At 58.3% G+C, this 25,721-nt stretch carries 16 protein-coding genes and 5 pseudogenes; 7 read left to right on the top strand and 14 right to left on the bottom strand.

Annotation, left to right across the window (positions count from 1 at the left end; all coding sequences use genetic code 11):
• Window positions 1-85 precede the first annotated feature (85 nt).
• From CBM2586_RS30900 to CBM2586_RS32335, 5 genes and pseudogenes are all read right to left on the bottom strand, one after another.
• On the bottom strand, window positions 86-355 hold the full coding sequence (locus CBM2586_RS30900; RefSeq protein WP_145987455.1) for a hypothetical protein: 270 nt from the start codon (window positions 353-355) through the stop codon (window positions 86-88).
• A 29-nt stretch (window positions 356-384) separates the two neighbouring features.
• Window positions 385-1,004: pseudogene (locus CBM2586_RS30895) on the bottom strand (ATP-binding protein); the annotation flags it as partial.
• A gap of 7 nt (window positions 1,005-1,011) precedes the next feature.
• Window positions 1,012-1,634, bottom strand: a pseudogene (locus CBM2586_RS30890) (Mu transposase domain-containing protein); the annotation flags it as partial.
• Between the two features lie 131 nt (window positions 1,635-1,765).
• Window positions 1,766-1,849 (bottom strand): annotated as a pseudogene (locus tag CBM2586_RS32340) (hypothetical protein); the annotation flags it as partial.
• An 881-nt stretch (window positions 1,850-2,730) separates the two neighbouring features.
• Entirely contained in the window at window positions 2,731-2,847 is a 117-nt protein-coding gene (locus tag CBM2586_RS32335) for a transposase (protein ID WP_240991495.1), read from the bottom strand.
• A 341-nt stretch (window positions 2,848-3,188) separates the two neighbouring features.
• On the opposite strand from CBM2586_RS32335, the gene tnpA reads away from it, so the two are divergent.
• The 3 genes from tnpA to tnpC (CBM2586_RS30870) are packed head-to-tail and all read left to right on the top strand — an operon-like array spanning window position 3,189 to window position 5,558.
• Window positions 3,189-3,602, top strand: coding sequence for an IS66-like element accessory protein TnpA (gene tnpA / locus CBM2586_RS30880; RefSeq protein WP_373429609.1), 414 nt, complete (start codon window positions 3,189-3,191; stop codon window positions 3,600-3,602).
• The gene (gene tnpB / locus CBM2586_RS30875) at window positions 3,602-3,952 is read left to right on the top strand and encodes an IS66 family insertion sequence element accessory protein TnpB (protein WP_012354445.1); all 351 of its coding nucleotides are present in this window, start codon (window positions 3,602-3,604) and stop codon (window positions 3,950-3,952) included. Before tnpA ends, tnpB (CBM2586_RS30875) begins: the two co-directional genes overlap by 1 nt.
• A gap of 31 nt (window positions 3,953-3,983) precedes the next feature.
• Window positions 3,984-5,558 (top strand): IS66 family transposase, encoded by a 1,575-nt coding sequence (gene tnpC, locus CBM2586_RS30870; RefSeq protein ID WP_167330478.1) that lies wholly within the window; start codon window positions 3,984-3,986, stop codon window positions 5,556-5,558.
• Window positions 5,559-6,009: 451 nt separating this feature from the next.
• Here tnpC (CBM2586_RS30870) and CBM2586_RS30865 read toward each other — a convergent pair whose 3' ends face one another.
• On the bottom strand, window positions 6,010-7,110 hold the full coding sequence (locus CBM2586_RS30865; RefSeq protein ID WP_012354616.1) for an IS5 family transposase: 1,101 nt from the start codon (window positions 7,108-7,110) through the stop codon (window positions 6,010-6,012).
• On the opposite strand from CBM2586_RS30865, the gene CBM2586_RS30860 reads away from it, so the two are divergent.
• The gene (locus CBM2586_RS30860; protein WP_162098836.1) at window positions 7,073-7,333 is read left to right on the top strand and encodes a hypothetical protein; all 261 of its coding nucleotides are present in this window, start codon (window positions 7,073-7,075) and stop codon (window positions 7,331-7,333) included. The genes CBM2586_RS30865 and CBM2586_RS30860 overlap by 38 nt on opposite strands.
• Window positions 7,334-7,380: 47 nt before the next feature.
• Here CBM2586_RS30860 and CBM2586_RS30855 read toward each other — a convergent pair whose 3' ends face one another.
• The gene (locus tag CBM2586_RS30855; RefSeq protein WP_012354702.1) at window positions 7,381-10,599 is read right to left on the bottom strand and encodes an efflux RND transporter permease subunit; all 3,219 of its coding nucleotides are present in this window, start codon (window positions 10,597-10,599) and stop codon (window positions 7,381-7,383) included.
• Between the two features lie 20 nt (window positions 10,600-10,619).
• Window positions 10,620-11,726, bottom strand: coding sequence for an efflux RND transporter periplasmic adaptor subunit (locus CBM2586_RS30850; RefSeq protein ID WP_012354701.1), 1,107 nt, complete (start codon window positions 11,724-11,726; stop codon window positions 10,620-10,622).
• 687 nt (window positions 11,727-12,413) lie between these two features.
• On the opposite strand from CBM2586_RS30850, the pseudogene CBM2586_RS30845 reads away from it, so the two are divergent.
• The 3 genes and pseudogenes from CBM2586_RS30845 to CBM2586_RS30835 all read left to right on the top strand — a co-directional run bounded on the left by CBM2586_RS30845 (window position 12,414) and on the right by CBM2586_RS30835 (window position 16,321).
• Window positions 12,414-13,397: pseudogene (locus tag CBM2586_RS30845) on the top strand (transposase).
• Complete coding sequence (locus tag CBM2586_RS30840; protein ID WP_172587146.1) at window positions 13,324-13,542, top strand: hypothetical protein; 219 nt, start codon at window positions 13,324-13,326, stop codon at window positions 13,540-13,542. The pseudogene CBM2586_RS30845 and the gene CBM2586_RS30840 overlap by 74 nt, the downstream one beginning before the upstream one ends.
• A 415-nt stretch (window positions 13,543-13,957) precedes the next feature.
• Window positions 13,958-16,321: a PEP/pyruvate-binding domain-containing protein gene (locus CBM2586_RS30835; protein ID WP_197714832.1), complete on the top strand. Its 2,364-nt coding sequence runs from the start codon at window positions 13,958-13,960 to the stop codon at window positions 16,319-16,321.
• 556 nt (window positions 16,322-16,877) lie between these two features.
• Here CBM2586_RS30835 and CBM2586_RS30830 read toward each other — a convergent pair.
• The 6 genes and pseudogenes from CBM2586_RS30830 to nifK all read right to left on the bottom strand — a co-directional run bounded on the left by CBM2586_RS30830 (window position 16,878) and on the right by nifK (window position 25,657).
• Window positions 16,878-18,476 carry a thiamine pyrophosphate-dependent enzyme gene (locus CBM2586_RS30830; protein ID WP_012354697.1) on the bottom strand — a complete coding sequence of 533 codons (1,599 nt, stop codon included), beginning with the start codon at window positions 18,474-18,476 and terminating at the stop codon, window positions 16,878-16,880.
• A gap of 14 nt (window positions 18,477-18,490) precedes the next feature.
• The gene (locus CBM2586_RS30825) at window positions 18,491-19,525 is read right to left on the bottom strand and encodes a pyridoxal phosphate-dependent aminotransferase (RefSeq protein WP_012354696.1); all 1,035 of its coding nucleotides are present in this window, start codon (window positions 19,523-19,525) and stop codon (window positions 18,491-18,493) included.
• 580 nt (window positions 19,526-20,105) lie between these two features.
• Window positions 20,106-22,916 carry an IS66 family transposase gene (tnpC, locus tag CBM2586_RS32735; protein WP_012354695.1) on the bottom strand — a complete coding sequence of 937 codons (2,811 nt, stop codon included), beginning with the start codon at window positions 22,914-22,916 and terminating at the stop codon, window positions 20,106-20,108.
• Window positions 22,917-22,947: 31 nt separating this feature from the next.
• Window positions 22,948-23,298, bottom strand: a complete 351-nt coding sequence (gene tnpB, locus CBM2586_RS30805; protein ID WP_025586775.1) for an IS66 family insertion sequence element accessory protein TnpB — start codon at window positions 23,296-23,298, stop codon at window positions 22,948-22,950.
• Between the two features lie 306 nt (window positions 23,299-23,604).
• A pseudogene (locus tag CBM2586_RS32730) lies at window positions 23,605-23,760 on the bottom strand (hypothetical protein); the annotation flags it as partial.
• A gap of 337 nt (window positions 23,761-24,097) precedes the next feature.
• Window positions 24,098-25,657 (bottom strand): nitrogenase molybdenum-iron protein subunit beta, encoded by a 1,560-nt coding sequence (gene nifK / locus CBM2586_RS30795; protein WP_012354693.1) that lies wholly within the window; start codon window positions 25,655-25,657, stop codon window positions 24,098-24,100.
• Between the last annotated feature and the right edge of the window lie 64 nt (window positions 25,658-25,721).

The following is a 25,721-nucleotide window of genomic DNA, read 5'->3' as shown; positions in this document are numbered from 1 at the left end:
CTCGGGCTTGCTTCGAAACTCACACGCATGCCACGACTTCGATGACGAGCCGGTCGATCCAATGGCTCCGGCCTCGGCGGCGATGCTATCTGAACGGGCAGGAATAATTCCGAAGGCTCGATGCTGACGTCGCAGCTCGCTCATAATCCGCCGCCACTTCGACACGAGATTCGCGTTCAGGCCATGCGAGCGCGCAATTCTGCAGTGAGCTTGCCGGGTCCAGCGTTTCCGCCACGACCTGCGTGCGGAATTCCTTCGAGTAGTTCTTGGAGCTCGCGGCGACCCGCGCCTTGATTTCCATTTCTTCTGGTTCCACAAATTCTGGTGGGAACCAGATTGCCGCTATGGTCTTCATGAACAGACGGTGCTGGGGCCACGCTTACGATCATTCAACCACTGGTGCCAATGCTCGATCGGAGCTGGCTTGTCACGATGGTCGAGCGGGTACCGACGCGGTCGTCCAGAACTTCCAGCAGATCGCCGCGGCGCTTTCAGAAGGCTCCTGTAGGCCCAGTCGTCCAGCACAGAACATCGATGCGTGCGAGTTGCGCCAGGCGGCGCGTAAAGCTCCCGTCCGTGGGCGATCTGCAGTTCTCGAACAGTCGAGGCACCGCAGATAGAGAGCAGAATCCTGTCGACAGGCCTGCTGAGCAAACGCACAGGCCAACCAGGACTTGCCGGCACCGGTCGCCCGGTCAGGATGAGGCTCTGAGCGTTGCGGATCCAGTCGCAACTGGCCAGGGTAGCGACCAGCCGCTGATCAAGGCCGCGACTGCGTCATAGACCACATCCTCGAGGCATGCCTGGGTGTGCTTGAGCTTGGCCGAGCGCAGCAGCCGCTCCAGGCGCCTGGTGTCGCGCAAGCAATCTCCCGGTCGACCAGCATGGAGAAGCGTTCTTCGAACGGCAGGCTGGAACTGGCGGTCAGGGCAGACTGTTCTCGAAGGCGCGCATCCCGTCGAGCTTGAGGGCCTTGAGCTGGCGACGGTGTGTTGCATCAGCATAGTTTTCCTAATGGTAGTAGTCGGGTCCGCGCACGTTGTCGTGCATGGGGAATGCCATCGGTTTGCGATACCGGCAGAGTGGCTTGCCGGTCCAGATGGTTTTCAAGGATGGAGACCAAGACTTACGCGTGAGCGAGCCAATGGCGACGGCGCGAGCGCAAGCGGCTTCGAGCCGCTCCTGTACTTCTTGGCCAGACTCAGCAGACCAGGCAGGCGCGATAGCCATCTCGGGATGGCTCTTGTGGGTGAGCTGGTATTCGACGATGACGGCGACGTTGGGCCAATCGAGGCTGCCAGTTGAGCAGCCGGCGGGCGTCCATTCGAGGTGCGCGCGGTGGGCACCGGCATGTGTTCCTTGACCGTGCTGTGGCTGCCCTTGCGGGTATTGCGCGCGTGCAGCGCACCGTTTGCCACGTACAGGATCTCGATGGTGTGGCGGGTTACGCGAGCCTCGACCGCCTTTCGCACCAGGCATGCGGCACGCTGTAGTAGTGACCGTCGATCTCGACGTGGTAGTCGACGTTGACGCGGCATTGTTTGAACGTTGCAATTCGTAGCGCCGCGGCGGCAGCGGTCGCAACACTGGCGGTCCAACGCTCGAACCTCCCGGCGCGTGCCAGGCAGCTTTTGAACGTAAGCGCATTTCTTATACGGAAGTCATGACTCTTCCTCAGTGTTTGAATAGTGAGCGCGGCGTCCATGGTTCGCTGCATGCCGATCCAGATCGTCTTGGCGCCGGGTCGCCATCGTTCTTCCGCCAAGGAACCCGCCAGGGAAGCAACCAACCGAATCATCTGATTGAGTGTGACGGTGTCTTCGGGCGAGCTTTCTTGGAGAGCACGTATGCCCCGAATCTCGTCGGCATCGAGAACAGACGCATCCAGATCCGGACAGGTTCTGCCAACGCATCAGGCGGGCAATGCGCCATGCCACACATATACAACGCCAAGGCCTCACACGATCCATGTGCGATAGCTGTAGCGCCTCGACCTTGCAGCCGGTCTTCAGGAATGGAAGAACATCTCGATCTCCACTTGCCGATACATTCAACAAGTTCGTTGACCGCATCAGCGTCTGCGCTTCTCGGTTCGTCACAATCGCCAAACACTGGCTTGACGCTGCGGGCGCTTCGATCTCCTTGCCGCACACAGGTGAACTCCGCTCCGACCAGACCGCGGCTTCATACGCTGGGCGCGTAGTTCCTGTTTGACCTCGCGCGCCTTCTGGCCTGCTCGCCCTGGCAAGATAAAGGTGATTTCCCGAGTACCGGGCTGGCGTCGACGCTATCCACAACTTGCCGCCCTCGGCAGGTTGCGGTTGTGTTGGCTGCGGATCACCAGTCGGCCGGTTGGCCAAGTTCCTGGGCGCGCGCCATCAACTCGGCAATATCACCTCGCGGTCTGTCACATACACAGCCGTGTCTGCGGCAATAGCGCGGCTTGCTCCGCAACCGTTCATATCCTTCAATCCAGCGTACGCTTTCTTGATCCCGCCGGTTGCCATCGGCGTCCTTGGGCTCCCGAGCCCACATCCAGGCATCGATCACCCAGCGGCTCGGGTCAGGCGTCACGCGTAGGTCGGATGCAAAACATGCCGCTGGGCTTCATAGGTCAACGGACCCAGCCGTCGATCTCCTGGCCATTAAAGTTCAATTCGGTTGTATCAGCGATGCACAGCACACGGAACTGCGCGGCCCTCGCTGCAGTGCGCTCCCAATGCGGCTGCATTACGTCCCGCAATCGATCTGCTCATTGCGAGAAACGATATGCGCGATGGTTTGCGACCAGTCATCGCATGCGCCGGGGATGCTCGCCGTCGGCAGAGCCGCAAACCGCTTGAGCAGCTCTTGGCGCGCGATCCCGCCCGGATCACCAAGATCCAGACTCTCGAATTCCTCGTCCCCATGCCCCCGACTCGTTGCTCATTGCTGCGCGAAAATCCGAGAGTAAACGCGAGTCTGGCGAAGTTAACAACCCCCTTACCTCGAAATTCCCGGGACTTCAAGCTCCAAGCCTCGCCGCGGAGACGGTCCTACTTCCGTATAAGGGGATGACGTAAGCGACCGAGAAACGGCGTCCTAGTTTTGTAGGGTGAGTCTTGGCAGGCTTGCGTCCGCAAACACTTTGCGGACGCAAACCATGATCACTGACGATATTGATCGTTGACTGCTTTCCACTGCGAGTAGTGCGTGTCCGGCGCAATGGGAAACGCGATTACGAGCCGGTGGCCAAGCGGCGTTTGATTGAGCTGTGTCTTCGGCCTGGCGCATCGGTGGCAGGCATGGCGCTCAAGGCTCAAGTCAATGCCAATCAACTGCGCAAATGGATTCGGCTGCATCGGGAATCGAGGGCAGTGGAACACGGTTCGCTGGCGGCGTTCGTGCCGGTTGTTCAGGGAATCCGATCCCCTGAAGTCGAAGCTGTGGTCACTGCGCCGCGTCGCACGACGGCCGTGGCAGTTGAACCGCAACCTCAGCCGTCGCGATCAGTCGCGCTGCTGAGTGCGAAGTTGCCAAACGGCGTAGCGATTGAGCTCGCATGCGGTGAGCGTGACGGTGAACTCGTAAAGGCGATGATCGAAGCGTTGGGGGCGAGCTGATGTTCCGCTTCGACGAAGGGCTGAAGGTCTACCTGCACCGGGAAGCTGTGGATTTCCGCAAGAGTATCAATGGTCTGTCGGCGCTGGTCGAGCAGTCGCTGGGGCTCGATCCGTTCGCACAAGCGGTCTACGTGTTTCGCAATCGACGAGCCGATAGGATCAAGCTGCTTGGCTGGGACCGGAACGGATATTGGCTCTTTTTGAAACGACTTGAGGCAGACCGTTTTGCTTGGCCGCGTGGGGCGGCAGTGGCGACGCTCTCGGTCGAGCAACTTCACTGGCTGCTGGACGGCATCGACATCAGTGCCGTCCAGCGGCACCCGCCGCGACATTACCAACGGGCCGTGTGAACGCTGCATGACATCGACGGTCAAATCCGCCATGTCGTCAACGCCTGTCACGATTACCGCCGCGGAACTCCAGCTCTTGCGCAATGCCGCCAAGGAGCGCGATGCGCTCAAAGGCAAACTGCGCGTGGTGACGGTCGAGCGTGACCTGCTGCTCGAGAGGCTCAAGGCCTTCCAGCGCAAGCTGTTCGGCGCCACGAGCGAGGTTCGGGGATCGCAGCAGAAGGACCTGTTCCTCAATGAAGCCGAGACGCTGGCGCCAACGGCGGCGACACTTCCGGCACAGGAAGAAGAAGGTACGCCAGAGATTGAGGTGGCCGGTCACAAGCGCAAGAAGCGCGGCCGCAAGCCGTTGGACCCGGCGCTTCCCCGCGTGCCAATGCGCCACGAACTGCCGGAGTCAGAGCGGGTGTGCCAGCATGATGGACAAGCTCTGGTTGAGATTGGCGTGGAGATCAGCGAGCAACTCGACATCATCCCCCAGCAGGTCCGAGTGATCCAGCACCAGCGTGTCAAGTACGCGTGCCCGTGCTGCGACGGCAGTATCAAGGTGACGCCCGCCCCCGCACGCATCATCCCCAAGGGCTTGCTGACTGAATCCGCGCTAGCCTGGTGCATCACCTCCAAGTACCAAGACGCGCTGCCACTGTACCGCCAGGCCGCCTTGCTGCACCGCTTCGGCGGCGACCTCTCGCGCAGTACATTGGCCGCCAGCGTAGTACGTGTCGGCGAGGCCGTGCAGCCCATCATCAACCTGATGCGCGACCATCTGCTGGACGATGACCTTGTGCACGGCGACGAAACTACCGTCCAGGTGCTCAAGAAGCCCGGCAAGCTTGCCCAGACCAAAAGTTACCTCTGGGCGCAGATGAATGGATCAGGCCCGCCGGTACGGCTGTTTGCTTACAGCCCAACGCGGTCAACGAAACATGCTGCGGAGCTCTATGCCGGCATCAAGCCAGGAACGGTGTTGATGACCGACGGGTACGACTCATACGACAAGGTCGCGCACGCGAATCGACGGATCCATCTTGGATGCTGGGCTCATGCCCGTCGTTACATGATTGAGGCCGAGGAGGCTCTGCCCAAGGAGCAGCGCGGTGGCGAACATCCAATCACGCAGTTCATCGCGCTCATCGCCAAGCTCTTTGCTGTCGAGGCTCGGACTCGCGAGATGAAACCAGAGCAGCGCCAGCAGATCCGTGCCGAGCAGAGTCGGCCTGTGCTAGACGAAATCGAAGCCATGCTGTTGCAGCACCTGCACACCGTGTTGCCGCGAAGCAAGTTCGGCGAGGCACTACACTACTTCCATAACCAGTGGCCCAAGCTCGTCCGTTACGTCGAGAACGGCGCCTGGCCGATATCGAACAATGTGATTGAGAATTCGATCAGGCCGTTCACCGTAGGGCGCCGGAACTGGCTCTTCTGTGACACCGTGGCTGGCGCGAACGCAAGCGCGAATCTGTACTCGATCATTGAGACCTGCAAGGCCAATGGCGTCGATACGTACCGCTATCTCGTCGCCTTGTTCAAGGCGCTGCCGCTCGCGAAGACCGCTGACGACTACGAGGCCTTGCTGCCTTGGAATCTCAAGACATCCGCTGTTTAGCCGACCTCGTATCCGGCCGCAAGAGGCGTTGTTAGTCGACCGCTTACGATGCACCGTACGACGATCAACTCCCAGTTGCCTGGCCACCGCCTCAATCGAGCAATTGCCTTGCGGCAGCAGGCGAGACATCATTTGCCGCACATTGACAGCTATGCAATCCGTGCGCAGTGCCAGCATCGTGTCGAGATGCGTGCGCGCGTGAAAGGCCATGGACGGATCGTTGGCTTCAAACGTGGCATCCTGATCGTTCGTTCACTGGCGGCTCGCCATGGCGGGCCGTACCATTGGCTCGATGGCGGATTGCGTTAGCAGGCTGCTGAAGTACTCATCGCGCTAGCGATGAGTTTTTCCCCGCAAGGCGGGGAGCGCTGTTTTTCACAATCCGGAAGCCGGACGTCACTGCCTCGGCTTTTTCCGCGTTTTGGCGCCCATTCCGGCCTCATTAGCGCGATTACTGCAACTGCGGACGGATTTGTCCCAGCGAGCGCATGCGCACGAGGTGGTAGGCGGCCATGCTCAGCACAAACATCTGATCGACTTTCTTCAGACCGCGCACCATCACCTGACGCATGCGCCCCACGGTCTTGACCCACCCGAAGCCCTGTTCGATCAGCTTGCGCTTTTGTTGCGAGACGGCATAACCGGCGCTGGAAGCAATGGCATCAGCAACGGCCGAGCGACGACCCGATGTGTTCTGCGCCACGTGGGGCGTCACCTTCATTTCCAGGCAGGCCTCAATGAACTCGTGCGCGTCATAGCCCTTGTCCGCGCCCACGGTGACTTCCACATTCAGGTCTTCAATCACCTGCCTGGCATCGTTAAGCATGACCTTTGCGGCCTCCCGCTCGGCGTGTCCGTCCGCCTTGGTCACCATGGCGCTAACCACCAGGCCATGGCGGTTGTCGCTCAGGGTATGACCCATGTAGCGCAGCTCACTGGATGTCTTGCCCTTGCGGTAGAGCTTGGCATCGGGATCGGTCTTGGATTCGTGTGTCTCGTTGCTGCGCTTGCGACCTTTGAAGTTGCCGCCGGCGTCATCGTCTTGGTCGTCGCCATCCTTGCGCACGAAGCTCTTGTGGCCTGCCCACGCCTGTATCAGCGTGCCGTCCACGCTGAAGTGCTCACCCGACAGCCAGTTCTTCTTCTGCGCGATGGCCAGCACCTCGTTGAAAAACTGGATCACCGCATCATGCTTGATCAGTCGCTCGCGGTTCTTGGTGAAGACCGTGGGCACCCAAACTGAGTCGTCCATCGACAGCCCGATGAACCAGCGAAACAGCAGGTTGTATTGCGTCTGCTCCATGAGCTGGCGCTCAGAGCGAATGCTGTAGAGCACCTGCAGCAGCATGGCCCGCAGCAACTTCTCCGGCGCGATACTGGGGCGGCCACCCTTGATATCGGCCTCGTACATCTGCGCGAACAGCCGGTCCATCTTCACCAGCGCCTGGTTGGCCATAGTCCGGATCGAGCGCAGCGGATGGGACTGCGGCACGAAATCCTCCAGCCTCCGCATAGTGAACAAGCTTTCCGTGAAGGTATCTGCGCCGCGCATGAATGTGGGATTGGATGGGATCCTCAAAGCAACGCTTCAGCCAGTCGTCGCGCTGACGTCCGCTGGAGGTATTTCAGCGGCCTGCTATGCGTTCATGGCGAATTTCATCGCTTCCTATAACTCGCTGTTTGCCAAGGCACCGGCACCAAGTTGGGCGCCATTCTTTGCACATTACCTTTCGTGGATGATGGCCTCTGCCAAGATGACTCGTAATCGGAGTTAGTCCACGACAACTACGCTCCACAAGAGGATGGCTATCTCGCGTAAAGTTCATCTTGCAGGCTCGTTCGCTTTTTTGGGGTCGCCTTTCGTGGAGAGCAAATCACCGCCAGCCTGATGGGCAACTGAAGACGGCGTTCTGTCTCGCCAAAATGGACGCAAGCACGCGCCGAAATCGTCGAGGTACGTATAGATCACCGGCACCACCACCAGCGTCAGGATCGACGAGGTGATGATGCCGCCGATCACGGTCTGTCCCATCGGCGCGCGCTGCTCGGCGCCTTCGCCCAGGCTGAAGGCCAGCGGCACCATGCCGAAGATCATCGCCAGCGTCGTCATCAGGATCGGGCGCAGCCGCACGCGCGCGGCTTCGACCAGCGCGGCCTCGCGCGACAGCGGCTCGCGGCCGTCGACCCCGTGGCGCGCCTGGTTGGCGAAGTCCACCAGCAGGATCGCATTCTTGGTCACCAGCCCCATCAGCATGATGAAACCGATGATCGAGAACATGTTCAGGGTCGAGCCGAACAGCAGCAGCGCCGCGAACACGCCGGCCAGCGTCAGCGGCAGCGAGGTCATGATGGCGATCGGCTGGAAGAAGCTGGCGAACTGCGAGGCCAGGATCATGTAGATGAAGATCACCGCCAGCGCCAGCGCCGACACGGCGTAGCCGAACGACTCGTTCATCGACTTGGTCGAGCCGCCGAAGCGGTACTTGTAGCCGGCCGGCCAGTTGACCCCATCCAGCGCGGCCTTGACGTCGCGCGCGACTTCGCCAGCCGAGCGCCCGGCCACGTTGGCGGTCAGCTCGACCTCGCGGTTCAGGTCGCGCCGGCTGATCTGGTTGGCGCCGGTGGTGGGCACCAGCTCGGCGATCTGGCGCAGCGGCACCATCTTCGGCGAGTCATCGGCATTGGCGTGGCTGCTGGCGATCATCAGCGCGCTGAGGTCGGCCATGCCGGTGCGCGCGTCCTTCGGCAGGCGCACGCGCACGTCGTAATTCTCGTCGTCGGGCGCGCGCCAGGAGCTGATGGCATCGCCGGCCAGCAGCGGGCGCAGCGCATTGCCGATCTGCGCCACGCCCACGCCCAGGTCCGAGGCCAGCTCGCGCCGGATGCGGACTTCGATGGTGGGGCGGTCGTCCTTCATGCTCGAATCCAGGTCGGTCAGGCCGGGAATCGCCGCCATGCGCGCGCTGGCTTCGCGCGACAGGCGTCGCAGTTCGTCGAGGTCGTCGCCCTGGATCGATACCTGGATCGCCTTTTGCCCGCCGGCGCCGTCGGGCATGCCGACCATGGTCAGCGTGATGCCGGCAATGCCGGCCAGGCGCTGGCGGATCAGCGGGTTGAGCTGCGCGGTGGTCAGGGTGCGCGCGCGCCGCTCGGTCAGGCGCACCGACACCAGCGCGTTGTTGCGGCCCGAGGCGTTGCCCGAGTTGATGGTGGCGTAGGTGTAGGCCACTTCGGGGAAGGCCTTCAGCGCGGCTTCGACCTGCCGCACCTTGGCTTCGGTGACGTCGAGCGGGGTGCCGACCGGCGTGGTGAAGCCGACCTGGGTCTCGCCCAGGTCGGCATTGGGCACGAACTCGGTGCCGATCAGCGGCACCAGCGCAAAGCTGCCGAAGAAGGTCGTGGCGGCGATGACGGCGGTCGCCAGGCGATGCTTCAGCGCCCAGCCCAGCATGCCGGCGTAGCCGTCGCCGAGCCGGTCCATCCTGGCCGAGAACCAGTCCAGCAGCCGTCCCACCGTGCGTCCGTACCAGCTGGCCTTGTTGCCGGTACCGTGCAGGTCGGGGTCATGCCAGACCGAGGACAGCATCGGGTCCAGCGTGAACGAGACGAACATCGAGATTAGCACCGCCGCCACCACGGTGATGCCGAACTGGTGGAAGAAGCGCCCGATGATGCCGCCCATGAAGCCCACCGGCAGGAACACCGCGACGATCGAGAAGGTGGTGGCCAGCACCGCCAGCCCGATCTCGTTGGTGCCGTCCAGCGCCGCGCTGCGGTGGTCCTTGCCCATCAGGTTGTGGCGCACGATGTTCTCGCGCACCACGATGGCATCGTCGATCAGCAGGCCCACGCACAGCGACAGCGCCATCAGCGTGATCACGTTGAGGGTGAAGCCGCACAGGTACATCACGCCGAAGGTGCCGATCAGCGCGATCGGCAGCGTCAGCCCGGTAATCACCGTGCTGCGCCACGAGCCGAGAAACAGGAACACGATCGCCACGGTCAGGAAGGCGCCTTCCAGCAAGGTCGAGCGCACTTCCTTCACGCTGCTGCGGATGCCGCGCGCGGTGTCGTTGACCACATTCAGCTGCACGCCGGCGGGCACCAGCTTGCGCACCTCGTCGGTCATGCGCACCAGGCCGTCGACGGTATCGACCGTGTTCTGGCCCTGCGCCTTCACCACCGACAGGAACAGCGCGCGCTTGCCGTCGAGCAATGCCAGGCTTTCCTGTTCTTCCTGGCCGTCGCGCACGTCGGCGATCTCGCCCAGCGTCACCGGCTGGCCGGCGCGGCGCGCGACGATGATCTGCCGGAACGCATCCGGCGTGGGCACGCGGCCCTTGATCTGCACCACGGTCTCGGTCGCCGCGGAACGCAGTTCGCCCGCGGGCAATTCCTGGTTCTCGTTGCGGATCGCGTTCATCACCTGGTCGACGCCGATGCCCAGCGCTTCCAGCTGCGCCGGACGGATGCGGATCTCGACCTCGCGCCTGGTGCCGCCGACGAGATTAATCGCGCCCACGCCGCGTACGGTTTCCAGCCGCTTGCGCACGATCTGGTCGGCGATGGTGGTCAGCTCGCGCTGGCCGCGGCCGGCGCCCGGCGCGTTGGACACCGACAGGTAGAAGATCGGCGCGTCGGACGGGTCATAGCGCAGCACGCGCGGTTCCTTGACCTCGTCGCGGAACTGCGGGCGGATCAGCGCGATCTTGTCGCGCACGTCCTGCGCGGCCTGGCCGACATCGACGCTCAGGTCGAACTTGATCACGACGACCGAAGTGCCCTGGTAGGAGTGCGAAAAGATCTCGTCGATGCCGGAGATGGTATTGACGATCTCCTCGACCTTGCGCGTGACGTCGGACTCGACCGACTCCGGCGCGGCGCCTGGGTATTCGGTCTGCACCACCACCACCGGGAAGGTGATGTCCGGGAACTGGTCAACCGGCAGCCGCTGGTACGAGAATAGCCCCACCACGATGAAGGCCATCATCATCATGGTGGCCAGCACCGGGTTGCGGATCGACAGGCGGGTGAACCACATGGGGCGCGTCCTCTATGCTGTCAGGTCTTGACGAGCCTGACCTGGCTGCCGCTGCGCAGCGTGCCCAGGTTGTTGCGCACGATCTCGGCGCCGGCGTCGAGGCCGGCGACGATTTCGACCATGCCGCCGGCTTCGTCGCGCAGGCCGAGTTGCACCGGGCGTTCCGCCAGCGTGTCGCGCTCGATGGCATAGACGAAGGCGCGCTCGCCCTCGGTGCGCACCGCCGACACCGGCACCGCCACCACCGCGGCGCGCTGGCCCAGCACCAGCGCGCCGCGCGCGAACATGCCGGCGCGCAGTTTCTGGTCGGCATTGTCGACGCGCACATAGACCATGATGCTGCGCGTGCCCTCGCTGACCGCCGGGTTGATGCGCACCAGCTTGCCGGCAAAGCCGCCGGCGCCTTCCACTTCCAGCGCCACCGGCTGGCCCACCGCGGCGCGCGCCACCTCGGCCATCGGGATCGGCGCTTCCAGCTCCAGCACGCGCAGGTCGACCACATCGACCAGGCGCGTATCCGGCGACACCTTCTCGCCAGGCTGCACCGCGCGCGCGGCCACCATACCGTCGAGCGGCGCCTTGACCACGGTGTCGGCCAGCGCCTTCTGCGCCACCGCCAGCCCGCCTTGGGCAGCGTCGAGGTTGGCGCGCGTCACCGCCAGGTCGGACTGGTACTTGTCGAAGGCGGTCTGCGAGATAAAGCCCTTGCCGACCAGTTCGCGGTTGCGTTCCCAGGTCTGGCGCGAATTCTCGAACTGGCCGCGCGCGGCCAGCATCTGCCCGCGCGCCTGCGCGGCCCGGGCCTCGTATTCGGCCGGGTCGATGCGCACGATGACCTGGCCGGCGCGCACCGGTTCGCCCTCGCGCACCAGCACCTGCTTCACCTCACCGGAGACCTTGGCCTTGACCGAGGCCTGGTTCAGCGCGCGCAGGCTGCCCGACAGTGGTAGCGACAACTGCAGGTCCTGGCGCGCCACTTGAACCAAGTCTGTCTGCAGGAATTCGACGCCGCTGGCCTCCTCAGGTTCAAATATCCGATGCGAACTTCTAGCGGTGCGCACGTAGGTCACAATGCCCAGCACTAAAAAAGTGCAGCCAATAGTGACTAGGAGGTTCTTTCGTTTCATGTCGGCCTTTTGGACGGTTACTGGCTTTGGCGGCAACCCCTTACCCATCCTTCAAGGCTTGCCCGAACATATCGTCGCGGAAATACTCTGCGACACCTCGGGACTTCTTTTGCGTCACTCACGCTCAGTCCCTTACCAAAGGGGTGATCACGATAAGCACCCGCCAGCACACCGCTCTTAGGCCTGCGACTTGGTACCCCCAACGAGAACGCACAACGGTGCAAGCCCGGTGAATTTAATGACCCGCTATACACAGAACCTCTCATTCCAAATTATCTGCCGCACCATAATAATCTGTCCGTCAGTCAGACCCGAATTGCGCGTAGGGATTCTCTGATAGATCATCAATCTGATGGCGCACGGTAAAGCGCAACCTTTTAGGGCTGTCGAGCGCCGAGTATAGAAGGTTCTCATTAACGCGCAATCCCTCGTAGGTACTTCCGTATGCTTCCTTTGTGCTGGAATTGGCTTTCAAGTGGCCGGCCTGCTCAATCACCTCCCATTCGTGACGCAGGGCAAGATCGGACCCGACCGCAAGAGGCCGGGATCACTAGAACCTATGAGGAATCGCCGGAATACATGTAGCCACAACGCACATCCTTGCGGCCGCGGCCCGCCCACAACGCGGGCGAACCGAATTCAATCTGGACACAATATGAATGCCCACGTCAGAGACGGATCCCTTCGTTGCCAACAACTCGCGGCCGGCTTCACACTACCACAGCATTGAGTTGCTTTTCAGGTTGCAGGCCGCAACGTGTGGCTTGGCCCGAGGGCGAGAGCCGCACGCTGTCGCTCTATCCGATGCTGTCAGCAAGGTCATGCATTGCGAGGAGTGCGCGGCGCGGTGTCATCAGACTCACAGACGTTAGTTCGCCGAGTCAGGGATCTGCCGCTGTTCGAGTACCGCGTTGTGCCGCACTTCCCGCGGCGTGGGGTGTGGTGCGGCCAGTGCGGCGGCCCCCGGCTTGAACGGCTGGAATAGCTCGGGCGCGATCAACGCGTCCCACAGCCCGGCTGGCACAAGCTGCGGCCATTTGCTTACGCAGCTGCACGGTGCAGGCCGTGGGCGCCTTCTACGAACTGGGCTGGCGTACCGTCAAATCCATCGACAAGGCACGCCTGCGCGAGCCTGTGGTCGACCAATCCCTTATCTGGCTACGGACGATTCACCCTGCGCAAGCGACATCGCTACACCACAGTGGTCATCGATCCGATCGGACGTGCTCCGGATCGGAAAGGGCCACTCGCGCGAGACGGCATCAACGTTCCTCGAGCAACTCCTAACCGGACGCGGCCAAGCGCGTCGCGGCAGTCGCCCATCGACATGACGACCGCGTACGAGCTGGGCTTCGGAAGCGCCTATGACCTGTTCCAACGTCGTGGCCAAGTACGGGCGCGAGGCCCTTGGCCGGGTTCGCGTCGACCAGGCCAATCGCCTGCGGCACGATCACAGTACCAGGCGGGTGCTCAAGTCCACGCGCTGGCTGCTGCTGCGCAACCCGCAGAATCAGAGTGCCCCTCAGGAGGTACATCCGCTGCCGGCAGCCGTTAAACACGGAGGGGATCAGCAACACGATTAAGGTCATCAAGCGCCATGTCTACTGCTACCCAGACCAGGAGTATTTCTTCCTCAAAATCCGCGGGGCCTTCCCCGGAATTCCTCGTTGAACCAAACAAAATGCCTAAACAGGACGGCAACCTTGGCATGTTTGTCGAAATGGTGTTGCCATGGTTTCGCGGTCACCAATGTAGCAGCAAAAGTCTGCTTTACGACAAAATCGTCGTCTTTCCAACCAATAGTCGCCGCCATTGATCATATAGCGACATACCAATAAATAAAGTAAAGAGTGCCTTTACTATATAAGCAAACGGATCATTGCTAATTGTCTCGATCAAAATGCGCACAGCCTATCGAGACCCAGCCAAAGCCCGCAGCCAGTACCGAAGGCCCGAATAGTCCACTCATGCCGGGCGCGTTGAAGGTCCACGCCACCCCTCATAGACATTCAACGGCCCACGATCGGCTTGTCATTTCCTTCGAAGTCCCCGCTCTCAATCAATCCATTGAGTTGTGAGCATTTATGTGTTTAGGTTTGGCACGCATGTTGCTCTATGTACTTGCGGCGCGTCGATGTGGAAATTTACCTAATGCCACATAATTTCGCTGCATTTGGACCACAAATCACACCAAAAATACGGAACATATTATTAGCCTGGAGATCAATAACTTGGACAAATCAAACTCCTCCATGAGGATTTTCCCAGACGCCGCCCCCTTCAAAAACACAAAAGCGAAAACATTAATCGCACTCAGAGCAGCCGCCTCTAAATTCGACGTTTATCCGCTTCATCGTGTGACGCATGCACAATGGAGCACAAGTTCCACAAAGATTGTCAAATTAATAAAAATTTCTTTCGGAATATCGGATCCTCTAGCAGTTAGATCTAGCGCAGCATCCGAGGATAGTCTGGAGCAATCCAAAGCCGGCCAGTACCTTTCTGTATTAAATGTCCGTACCGATGAGCAACTGATTCAAGCAATAGATGATGTGTTCTCTTCGTACGGCACCCTATTGCCATCCGACGAGGTGTTCGTCCAACCGATGGCCAAAGATATCGCGGTAAGTGGCGTTGTCATGACATGCGACCCTGAATCTGGCCTTCCATACTATATTGTTAGCTACGATGAGAGCGGCGATACTACAGTTGTGACTTCTGGTGGAAACGGCACCCGCACTTACATATTTGTACCGGGCCACGATGCACCGGAGCCTCTCCGGCGTTTGGTGCCAGCAATAGAAGAAGTGATCGAAATTGTTGGCATTAAAGAGGTAGATATCGAATTCGGGATCTCGAATAATGGAACCGTGGTGATCTTCCAGGTACGGCCCATAACAGCCCCGCGGAGATGTGGATACAGCGCAGGCCACCTTGCCATGCTTCTCCAATCACTGAATGGCGTTGAAGCGTCGATTGAGGACGTCAACAGCTTCAATAACCGCCAGGGACTCGTAGGGGAAGTTCTTGGAGTCATGCCGGATGTGAACCCCGCCGAGTTGATAGGAACTAAGCCACGGCCATTGGCCGCCTCCCTCTTTCGTCACCTGTTCACTAATACCGCGTGGGCTTCCGCGCGGGCAAATTTCGGGTACCGAGATTTGCGCGCAGTTCCCCTAATGCATATGATTGGCGGCACACCATATGTTTCTGTATCAGCAAGCGTCGCCTCTTTTCTACCGGCCGCATTGCCCAATTCCATAGCAAAAAAAATCATCACCGATGCTCAACGCAATTTAATTCTTAAGCCAGAGCTTCATGACAAAATAGAATTTCGCGTTGTTCCAACTTGCCTCAAACCAAGAATGAGGGACGGTCATTGGCGCGAGCTATTCCCAAGCCTTTCTGAGAACGAATGGGCATCGTACCTAGACCTGCTACGTGCTTTAACGAACCGCATTATCACTGGCGATGACCTCTTTGATCGTGCTAGACACGGCATCGAAGCGTTAGAATCCACTGCAAAATTTACAAATTGGAATGAGGACCACGGATTGCTTGATGTCCTGTCGCTGATCGAAAAAGTGCACGTGCATGGCACAGTGCTATTCTCTGAGATTGCGAGAGCGGCCTTCGTAGCGACGGACATTCTCAAGTCATTAGAGTCTGAGAAATTGCTTCGCCCGGGGTTCCTGGATGCCGTCGTGCGCGCCTCCGACTCCGTTGCAGCCCAACTAGTAAACGATTTTTTTGCACTACAGCCTGCAGAATTTTTAAATTTGCACGGCCATATTCGCCCTGGCACATACGAGATCACCGTTCCTCGATACGACGATCCTATTAGTAAATACTTCGACTGGATGAATCGCACCATCAAAGAGGAGACGACAGAAGTATCCGCCATTGACTTAGCTCTGTCACCTGCCCAGATATCGGCCCTTTCTTCCGAGTTCGATCGAACCGGCTACGCTTTCGATTGGCCGATATTTGAAGCCTTTGCAATGAAGGCGATTCAGGGCCGTGAACGCGTCAAACATTCTTTTAGCCGTCTAATTTCGGACGCCTTGGAGATGCTCGCACTCGTTGGAGCAAATCTTGGTCTTAGCAGAGACGATCTGTCGTTCCTTACGATGCCCGACATTGCATTCTCTTTAGAGATTCGCTCCAATCCTTCGACCTTTCTGCGGTCTGCAGTCGAGAGAAATCGACAGCACTGGGAAACAACCAGATATCTCCGCCTTCCTGATCTTTTGTGCTCCCCAAAAGACATCTTCGGCTTCCATGTCTTCCACTCCCGCCCGAGCTTCATCACCGCGCTCACAGTTGAGGGGCTTGTGACGGATGTACATGGTTCGTCGTTCAAGGACAGCATCGTTTTTATGGAAAATGCTGACCCCGGTTTTGACTGGATATTCACGCACGGCGTCAAGGGATTTATCACGAAGTACGGTGGCGAAAATTCACATATGTCAATCAGAGCGCGTGAACTTGGTGTTCCCGCCGTTATCGGCGCCGGCAGCCGCTTTGAGCAATGGCGGAACGCACGCGTTATTCGACTCGAATGTGCAGCTCAACGCGTCCAAGTTCTCAGTTAAGCTATGGAAATGGAAGCGATGTCTGAACACGGAGTACGGCGATGCCCTCGCCGCATTAGAACGCTCCCACGAGCGGCCTTATCGAAACTCGTGAAGACCTCATAGCCAAGTTGCTTCGCTTGGCCCTCGGCAGGCACACTGATCACGGCCCGCCGAGGGGCGGTCAGCCCTTCGACTCCATATTCCAGGATGATTTCGCGCAACAGGTCGCCCTGATGCTCTCATAGGGTAGGAGGTAACCAGCGTGATAAATCCGATACCATGATCGAACTTACTCAGCAAGGCGAACGGTCAATACAATTGTAATCGCTAGGTGATGTCAGGCTCATGTTGACATCATGAGCGTCGCCAACTGAGGTGCCCGTTTGATTTGGAAGCGCGTGAAAATAAACAAATCGATGGCGGCGATGATCACTCAGCCGTTATATGAGGGATTCTAGTCAGGCACGGGGTCAAGCCCATAAACACTTGGAAACTCATATGTGTCCCGCCGTTCTCAATACGGGCTCCCGAAGCGGTTAGATTTATCGAAAACTTCATAGAATGGAGAATCACCTCACCGGAACTGGTCAATACTTGGCATATCCCCCACGCTGACTTCGATCACCGTCGGTACACTCGTCGTTGAGATGGCCCGACGTAATGCGAACCGCAGTCCTTCGGGAGAGTCCGTTCGGAACGCTTGTGCACCAAAGCTTTCCGACAAACGGCAGAAATCTGGATTTCGAAGATCAGTTGCTATAATTCTACCGCCGTAGTCGTTGACTTGCATCTGGCGGACATTTCCAAAACAGTTGTTATTGAAAAGCAGAACGATCAGAGAAATCTTATGCTGTACAGCAGTGGCTAGCTCTTGAACGGCAAACATGAACCCGCCGTCCCCCGTAATAGAAACCACGGGTACGTTTGGCTTTGCAACCTTCACTCCGAGCGCAGTCGGAAAGCCATATCCGAGTGTCCCCTGATAGCCGGTAGATATGTAAGTGCGGGGACTGTATACAGGATAAACGATGCGACTCGCAAAGCCAACCTGGGTTAATTCGTCTACAAATATTCCATGTTCACCTATTTCTTCACGGATAACCTTCAGATAGCTCAATTGTGGTTCGAGCACCGCTGAACGCGCTTCCCATGCGGCTTTGACTTCCATCAATGCAGTTTCTCGTGGACGTCGAACGGCATTGTATTCTTCAAGCCTTCTCAGCAAGAGTGGCAAGGCTTGCTCTGCCCGAGCCGTAATTTCGCACTTCGGCGTAAAAAATCTACGATGTGTGGTCGGGTCAACGTCAATGCGAATAATATCCGGCCGATGTGTCCGAATCCATTTTTTTGCTGGTATTCGCATGTTGGTACCGATGGCCAGAACAACATCGGTTTTTCCCCAAAGGTCCTTCGCGGCAGGCAGGTGCAGGGAGAGATAGCTACGGGCATCCACAACCCCCATACCGGTACGATATGCCACGACCGGTGCCTGTAAGACCTCCGCTAACTGCCGGACCAATGTGCTCGCGCCTTGCGCACCGCTTCCGACAAATATCATTGGAGCAACAGAGGCACCTAGCACTTTGGCGACCTCTTCGATAGCTTCCTCGTCCAGAGGAGGTTCATAGGGAGTCCGTAGTTTGAGTTGGGGATCGGCGGGAGCCGTGCTGGCTAACACGTCCATTGGAATCTCCAGCCCAACTGGTCGAGGTCGACCCGAAAGCATCTGGTGAAAGGCTTCACCGATCAAGATCGGAATCTCCGATGGGGTGTGAGCAGTTGCTACCCATTTGCTAAGGGAACGCAAGATTGAGAGCTGATCATTAATTTCATGCAATTCACCCCAACCTCTTCCTATTGCCGCTGAGTTTATCTGACCGGTCAAACACATCAGCTTTGCGTTAAGTGCGTACGCCGTTGAGATCGCGGCGGTTGAATTGAGAAGGCCTGGCCCCGGAACAACGTTGAATACCGTGGGCAAATCGCTGACCAGAGCATGACCGAGTCCCATATATGCCGCACCTTGCTCATGTCGAGTGTGAATTATCCGGAATTTTTCTCGATGATCGAAAAATGCATTATAGAGCCAATCGTTCTGCATGCCAGGTAGACCGAATACCGTCCTTATTCCGAGGTTATGCAAAGAAAGAACTGCTGCCTCACCACCCGTCATAGCTCTCATAGTCTTCAGCCCTCCAGAAGCGTATCCAATAATGCGAGTAATCTCGTGTTGTCACCTGGTGCACCGACCGTGATTCTTATGCAGTGCGGCAGATCGAATGCGGGACGTACCATGACCCCGTTCCCAACCAAGAGCCCTGCCAGTTCCTCAGCGTTGAAGCCTTTGGGACAGCGAACCATGAGAAAGTTTGCCTGGCTTGGTGTCACCTCCAGATTCAGGGCTTTTAGCCCGGTCGCGAGCCTGAGCCGCTCGGCATGGTTGTTATCGACGGTGCGCTGCAAGTGAACCCTATCCCCCAAAGCGGCAATTGCAGCATCCATTCCTGCTGCGCTTAGGTGAAAATTTCGTTTCCGCTTCTTCACACTCTGAGCTATCCGTTGCGGCGCGATCCCATAACCGATGCGCATACCAGCCAAACCATAAGCCTTGGAAAAGCTATGAACAATCACGACATTTTGATCGTCGAGGACATGCCGTATAGCATCAGGAAGGCCTTCTTCTGTAGCAAATTGATAATACACCTCATCATATATTACGGTGACATCATCCGGAATTTTTCCCAACACTGTACCCAACACACTTTCCCCAAACCAGGTCCCGGTCGGATTATTTGGATTACAAAGATATAGCAACCTGGTATCCTTGTTTATCCTGCGTAGGATTGCATCGACGTCCAAGCGGAAATCCGATCCAATCAGCGGTACTCTGTCTATCTCGCATCCCTTATTTGCAAGAGATTTTGAATATTCACTAAAACACGGCGGACATATGATGGCACGTTGACCAGGCTTAATCAGCGCATCTTCCACTAAAGACAGTACTTCGACACCGCTGTTTGCCGAGAAAAATTGCGCGCTTGTAAGGCCTCTACCATGAAAGGCAGCTAGGGCGTCGCAGAGCTTTTTGTCGGTGCGTTCTGGATAGCGATTCGCAGAGGCAATTGCTAGTTTCGCGGCATCAACTGCTTTGGGTGATGGGCCAAATGGGTTCTCGTTTGAGGAGAGTTTCGTAATCTGCATTATTTCTTCGTCCGCCATCATTTCATCAAATGATTTACCATTTATAATAGTGAAATAGGAGATATTTCACTATTTCAGCGCTGGATACCCGATAACGACTCGGAAAAGTGGACTAATCTTTCCTCCGCTGGATTGAACTTCCCCCTCGATAATTCATGAGCATTATGTTCGCGGAAGTGCCTTGTGTGTGCCGTGTGTCCACACGAAATTGATTCGTCCGCTTGATGCCGGATGAGTTCAAGCTCAATGGAGAATATCACTCAACATACGACTAAGAATATGGCAAGGCATAATCAACGAGGCTTGCGCAAAGGGCCTCCTTTATTTGCGGCGATGCTGGATACCGCTACACTTCCTTATCCCATGCCCCCTCGGGATGCACTAAAATTTCTACACTTCTTAGCTTGACCCTAGCCGCTTTCTTTTCAAGCCAAGTCTTTATTGTAATTGCTCGGTGCGAGGTCGGTAAAATGATCCGTTTTCAAGACGCCATGAAGTTATTTCATGGAACGAACATTTACTGATATTTTTACGGACTATCTTCGTCAGGATAGCCGTACGCGCGAACCCTGCTGACCTTGAGATATTGTGGTTGCCTCGATCAGGGGCCAGCGGTCAGGCGTTGTCGATCGCCGGCATAAAGGAACCGGGCATCTTCGGCGTAATGGAGCCAGGCGGAGTCGCCTGGATCGGGCTCGAACGGGGTCTCAAGAATGGCGCGGACGGCGGCATGCCCCAGTGCCTGGGCCAAGTGGCTCTTGCCGGTACCGCACGGTCCGGCGATCAAGATGCAGGCCTTCTCCTCAATGTAGCGGCCGGTGGCCAGGTCATAGACAGTCGCCCGGTTCAAGTTTGGCAGGCGGTCGAAGTCGAAGCCCTCCAGGGTCTTCTCCCCGCGGAAGCTGGCGCGGCGCACGCGTTGGCTGAGTTTCTTCTGGTCCCGGCGAGCCAGTTCGTAGTGGACAAGCAAGGCGAGGAAGTCGGTGTGGGCCAACTGACGCTCGACGGCTTCGCGATTGCGTACTTCCAGCGTGTCGAGAACGCCAGACAGGCGCAGTTGCTTGAGGGCGGAGGAGAGTTCGGGGATCGGATTCATGGGATTCAATGAAGAAGCAGCGTCTGGGTGTCGCGGCAGAAGCGGCCGCCTTGGGCGTAGGTGGTGGCCAGCGTGCTGACCGTGGGCGCTGGTTCGAGATCCAGCCCCCTTGGCCAGAATCTGCTTGACCGCGCCGTAGTTGGGCGTGCCGAAGTGGTTGGCCCGCCGGCAGGCGGCTTCCAGCCGTTCGTCGCTGCATTGCTGTGCGAACCGCAACAGGCCTTGGACAGCACGCAACTTGATCAGAACTCGATCGCCGAACAGCACGCGCACCAGAGCGGAACAGGACGGACCGATGCGCTTGGCCTCGCGCAAGCACCACTGGACATCGTGCAATTGCCAAGCCTGTGCCTCGGGTGGCAGATGGTCGGTGACGGGACTGCGGGCGCCGAGCGCACCCTGTCGCAAGTGAGTAGCAAGCAGGATGTATTCCTCATACAGATGCACCATCGTCGCCGTAGCCTTGAGCCACACGACTTGCCGGCCAGACGGAACGGCGCCGAGTAATAAGCCCGCTCGAACTGAACGTGACCATCCCGGTGTGCCGTGGATGCGAGTGCCGGCCTCGGCCATGACCCAGGCGCGCACCTGGCGGTTGGCATCGGCGAGGTCGCGGAAGTCGCGCAGCGGCCCGAAGCTGTTCTTTACGTACTTGACTCCCGATTCCACGATACCCTTCTTCTGTAAGCGGTCTTTTAAGGGCGTCCCTTCCGGCCGCCGGCGGTATCCGAAGACGGTTGAGGGCTTGAGCCTCCAGGGCAGCAGAGCCTCGTAGTCGTCGGCTGTCTGTGCGTGTGGCAACGCCTTGAACAAGGCAACGAGATACTGATACGAATCGACGTCGTTGGCCTTGCAGGTTTCCACCAGCGAGTAAAGACTTGCGCTGGCGTTGGCACCGGCCACGGTGTCGCAGAAGAGGAAGTTTCTCCGTCCGATCACGAATGGCCTAATCGCGTTCTCGCAGGGATTGTTCGAGATCGGCCAGGTTCCGTTCTCGATGTAGCGCACGAGCTTTGGCCACTGCCCATGCAGGTAGTGCAGCGCCTTGCCGAACAGGCTTTGCGGCAGCACGGTATGCAGATGTTGCAGCAGCATTGTTTCGATCTCGGCCAGCAGCGGCTGGCTTTGTTCGGCGCGAACCTGCTGCCGTTGTTCCGGCTTCATCTTGAGCGTGTGGCTTTCGATGGCAAACAGCTTGCCGATGCGCTGCAGGGATCCGGTGACCGGGTGGTCGGGGCGCTTGTCCTTGGGCAAGGCTTGCTCCGCCTCGACCAGGTAGCGGCGCGCGTGTGCCCAGCATCCGAGATGCACCAACTGATAGGTGTTTGAGACGTCGTCGTATGGTGCATAGCCGTCGGTCATCAACACCGCCCCAGGCTTGATACCGGCATAGAGAGCCGTAGCCTGCTTTGTCTCGCGTGTCGGGCTATAGGCAAACAACCGTACCGGCGGCCCCGTGCCATTCATCTGCGCCCATAGGAAGCTCTTTCTCTGGGCAGGCCTGCCGGGCTCCTTGAGCACCTGTACCGTTGTCTCGTCACCGTACACGACGTCTGCTTCCAGCAGATGGTCGCGCAGCAGGTTGACGACTGGCTGCACCGCTTGGCCTACTCGCACTATGCTTGCGGCCAGGGTGCCGCGAGAGAGGTCCCCGCCGAAGCGATGCAGCAGCGCTGCCTGGCGGTACAGCGGCAGGCCATCCTGATACTTCGAGGTGATGCACCAGGCCAGCGCCGATTCGGTAAGGAGTCCCTTGGGAATAATGCGCGCCGGTGCCGGCGTTGTCTTGATGCCGCCGTCGCAGCATGGGCAGGCGTACTTGACCCGCTGGTGCTGGATCACGCGGACCTGCTGCGGCACGATGTCGAGCTGTTCGCTGACCTCGACGCCAATCTCGACCAGAGTCTGGCCATCGAGGGGGCTGACGCGTTCCGACTCGGGTAGTTCGTGACGAACCTCGACACGGGGCAGCGCCGGATGGAGCGGCTTGCGGCCACGCTTCTTGCGTTTGTGTCCGGCCACTTCGGTCTCGGGCGTACCTTCTTCTTCCTGCGCTGGCTGCGCGGCCGCCGCCAAGGCTTCGGCTTCATTGAGGAACAAGTCCTTCTGCTCCGAACCTCGCGCCTCGCTCTTGGCGGCGAACAGCTTACGCTGGAACGCCTTGAGCTGTTCCAAGAGCAGGTCTCGCTGGACCGTCATCACACGCAGCTCGCCCTTGATTGCCTCGCGTTCCGCGAGTATTGCCTTGAGTTCGCGTTCGGCATCGCGCAACAATTGCAGCTCGGCGGCGGTAACGGTGACGGGCGTGGATGGCATGGCGGGTTAGACCGCTGCCGCCAAGCAGCGTTCACGCAGCGCGATGGTATTCTCGGTGCGGGTGCCGGCGCATCGCCTCGATGTCGATTCCCTGGAGCAGCCAGTGCAACGGTTCGACCGTCAGCATAGCCACTGTCGCCTCGCGTGGCCAGGCAAACCGGTCCGCCTCCAATCGCTTCAACAATAGCCAGAAGCCGTTGCGATCCCACCCGAGAATCTTGATACGATCGGCCCGCTGGTTACGGAACACAAATACAGCCGATGCAAACGGATCCAGCCCGAGCGCCTGCTCGACCAGCAGTGCCAGGCCGTTGATGTTCTTACGGAAGTCCACTGCGTCGCGATGCAGATACACCCGCAGCCCAGCGTCGAGGCGGAACATCAATGGCCTCCACTCAGGGCTTCGATCATTGCCTTTACGAGCCCAACGTCTCGCTCGCTGCATTCCAGCTCGAGCGATACACCGTTGGGCAGCTTTGCGCTCAACAGCGCCAGCGGTTGCGCTCGCCGCGGTGGCGGATCGCCAGACACCACAACCTGTGCGGGTGTCTTGATTGGCCGCGAATCTAGAACCTCCTCGACAACCGGCACGAATGCCGGCAACGCACCTTGCGCCTGCGCTGAATCTCGGATCCCGAATCCATTTGCGCAACTGGTTAGCGTTGATGCCCGCCTTGAGAGCCGTGCCTGAAACCGATGCTCCCGATTGAAGACAGAACTCAATCAGACGCCGCTTGCCCGCTGGCTCGTAGTCTCGCTTCCCATTGGAGCGGGCACGCACCGCCTGCAGCGGAAATAGGTCAATCTCGTCGAGGCTAACAGAATTAAAAAACCTCCCGCACATAAAGAATGCGGACAGGTCCGCGCCGCCCGCATAAATTCCCGCGCCTCCAAAAGGCATACACGTCCACCACCGTAACCACGCCCGCACTGAGGGAAAGCCTGTCGGACAAGCAGCTAAGGAACGTACGTTGAACAAGCGCCTTCACACGTGAGACTACCGCGCCCGCTCCCAACAGAGCTCATCTCAATGGCTATCGGCAGGAAGAAAGCCGCTCGGAGCGAGCGATCACTCATTCGCTTTCCCCAAAGACGAGTTTCTTGCTTATCCGATTCAAAATCCTCACGCAAAAACGAAGAGCCGTTTGGCTATTAGACCTTCGATAGGCTACGCAGTTCGTTCACCGAACAATGTCATAGCTGTAGTCGGTCTCCGAAACAGCAATAGTGCTAGCGTCCAAGGCTTCAAAATATTCATCCAGTAGCGCCATAAGAATGCGCAGACCGCCAGCGTATCCCCAAGTAGGGTACCGATGATAGTGGTGACGGTCAAAAATTGGAAACACGAGCCGAACGAGAGGTGTCCCGGCATCGCGCTCCAAGTATTTTCCGTATGTGTTGCCGATCAGATAGTCCACCGGCTCCGTGAATAACAAAGAGCGCAGGTGCCAGAGGTCACGCTTCGGATAGACTTTGCATCCTACACCATATGGCGACGCATCGAGCAACGCCTGCACTTTCTCAGCCCAAGCATCGTTACCGTTTGTCGATAACACGTGGCTTGGTTCAGCCCCAATCTCGAGGAGAAATTGGGTGTATCCCAGCATCTGGTCCGGATCACCATACAATGCGTACCGCTTACCATGGAGGCTTGCCTGACTGTCCGCCATAGCGTCTACGAGTTGACCTCGCTCCTTTTCCAGTTCAGCTGGTATCGGCTTACCGGTCACCCGTGAAATCTCCATAAGGAAATGGTCAGTGCCACCAACGCCAACTGGCGCATTTAAAACCACGACATCCTGACCCTGTTCAGCGATAAACTTACTTGTTCGTTCGCAGCAGAACTCCTGGAAAACGAATGTTGCTTTAGCGTTCAGTGCGCGTTCCACCTCCTCTTTCGTTGTCCCACCTTGATACATTCTGAACACGCCATCCGTAGGTGTGTTCCAGGTTTCCGACGGGTCGCAGATAATGTTCACTTTTACGCCGAACAGATCAAATATTCTCCTGATTTCGCGCATGTTTCCGACGACAAAGCCATCAAAGCCGCCGATGAAGTTCACACTGTCGTCAGGCATTCGTACCAGCGGGTTGGACGTTCCTGCCCTACCGCCCCAAAAGTGCTTCAGGATGCCCAGTAGCGCATTGTCATAACCCGTCACGTGACTACCGACAAATGCTGGCGTGTGGGCGAAGGGCACGTCGTAATCTTCAGGGACGCTGCCCTTCTGCTTGCTGTTTTTGATGAATGCATCGAGGTCGTCCCCGATCACCTCCGCCATGCATGTTGTGGATACAGCAATCATCTCGGGCTTGTAAAGGTTGTACGCGTTAGCCAGCCCATCAATCATGTTGTTCAGGCCGCCGAACACCGCCGCATCCTCAGTCATAGAGGAACTCACACACGAAGTCGGCTCCTTGAAATGCCTTGAGAAATGTGAACGGTAGTATGCAACGCAGCCTTGAGAACCATGAACGAATGGAAGTGTCTTGTGAAAGCCGTTTGCTACAAACACGGCTCCAAGTGGCTGACACGCCTTGGCCGGATTCACAGTCAGTGATTCTCTTGCGAAGTTCTTTTTCTTATAGTCTTCTGTCTTAGTCCATTCGGAAAAATCCCTTATCTTTTCCTCGGGATCCTTAAATTCAAACTCTTTCTTCTTATTCTGAAAGAGCGCCCTGTATTCCGGCTCCCGGAAGAGTAGTTCATGGTCGAGAATTTTGTCAGTCGATTGTGGCATCACTCACTCCTGTACGTAAGTTCCAAATAAACGTTCGCTAGACGCGCCCGCCGCTGCGATCTCT

It is taken from the genome of Cupriavidus taiwanensis (genome assembly GCF_900250115.1).
GTDB lineage: Bacteria > Pseudomonadota > Gammaproteobacteria > Burkholderiales > Burkholderiaceae > Cupriavidus > Cupriavidus taiwanensis_B.
The sequence above is the reverse complement of the archived record's forward strand: the minus strand, read 5'-3'. Positions and strand labels throughout refer to the sequence as shown.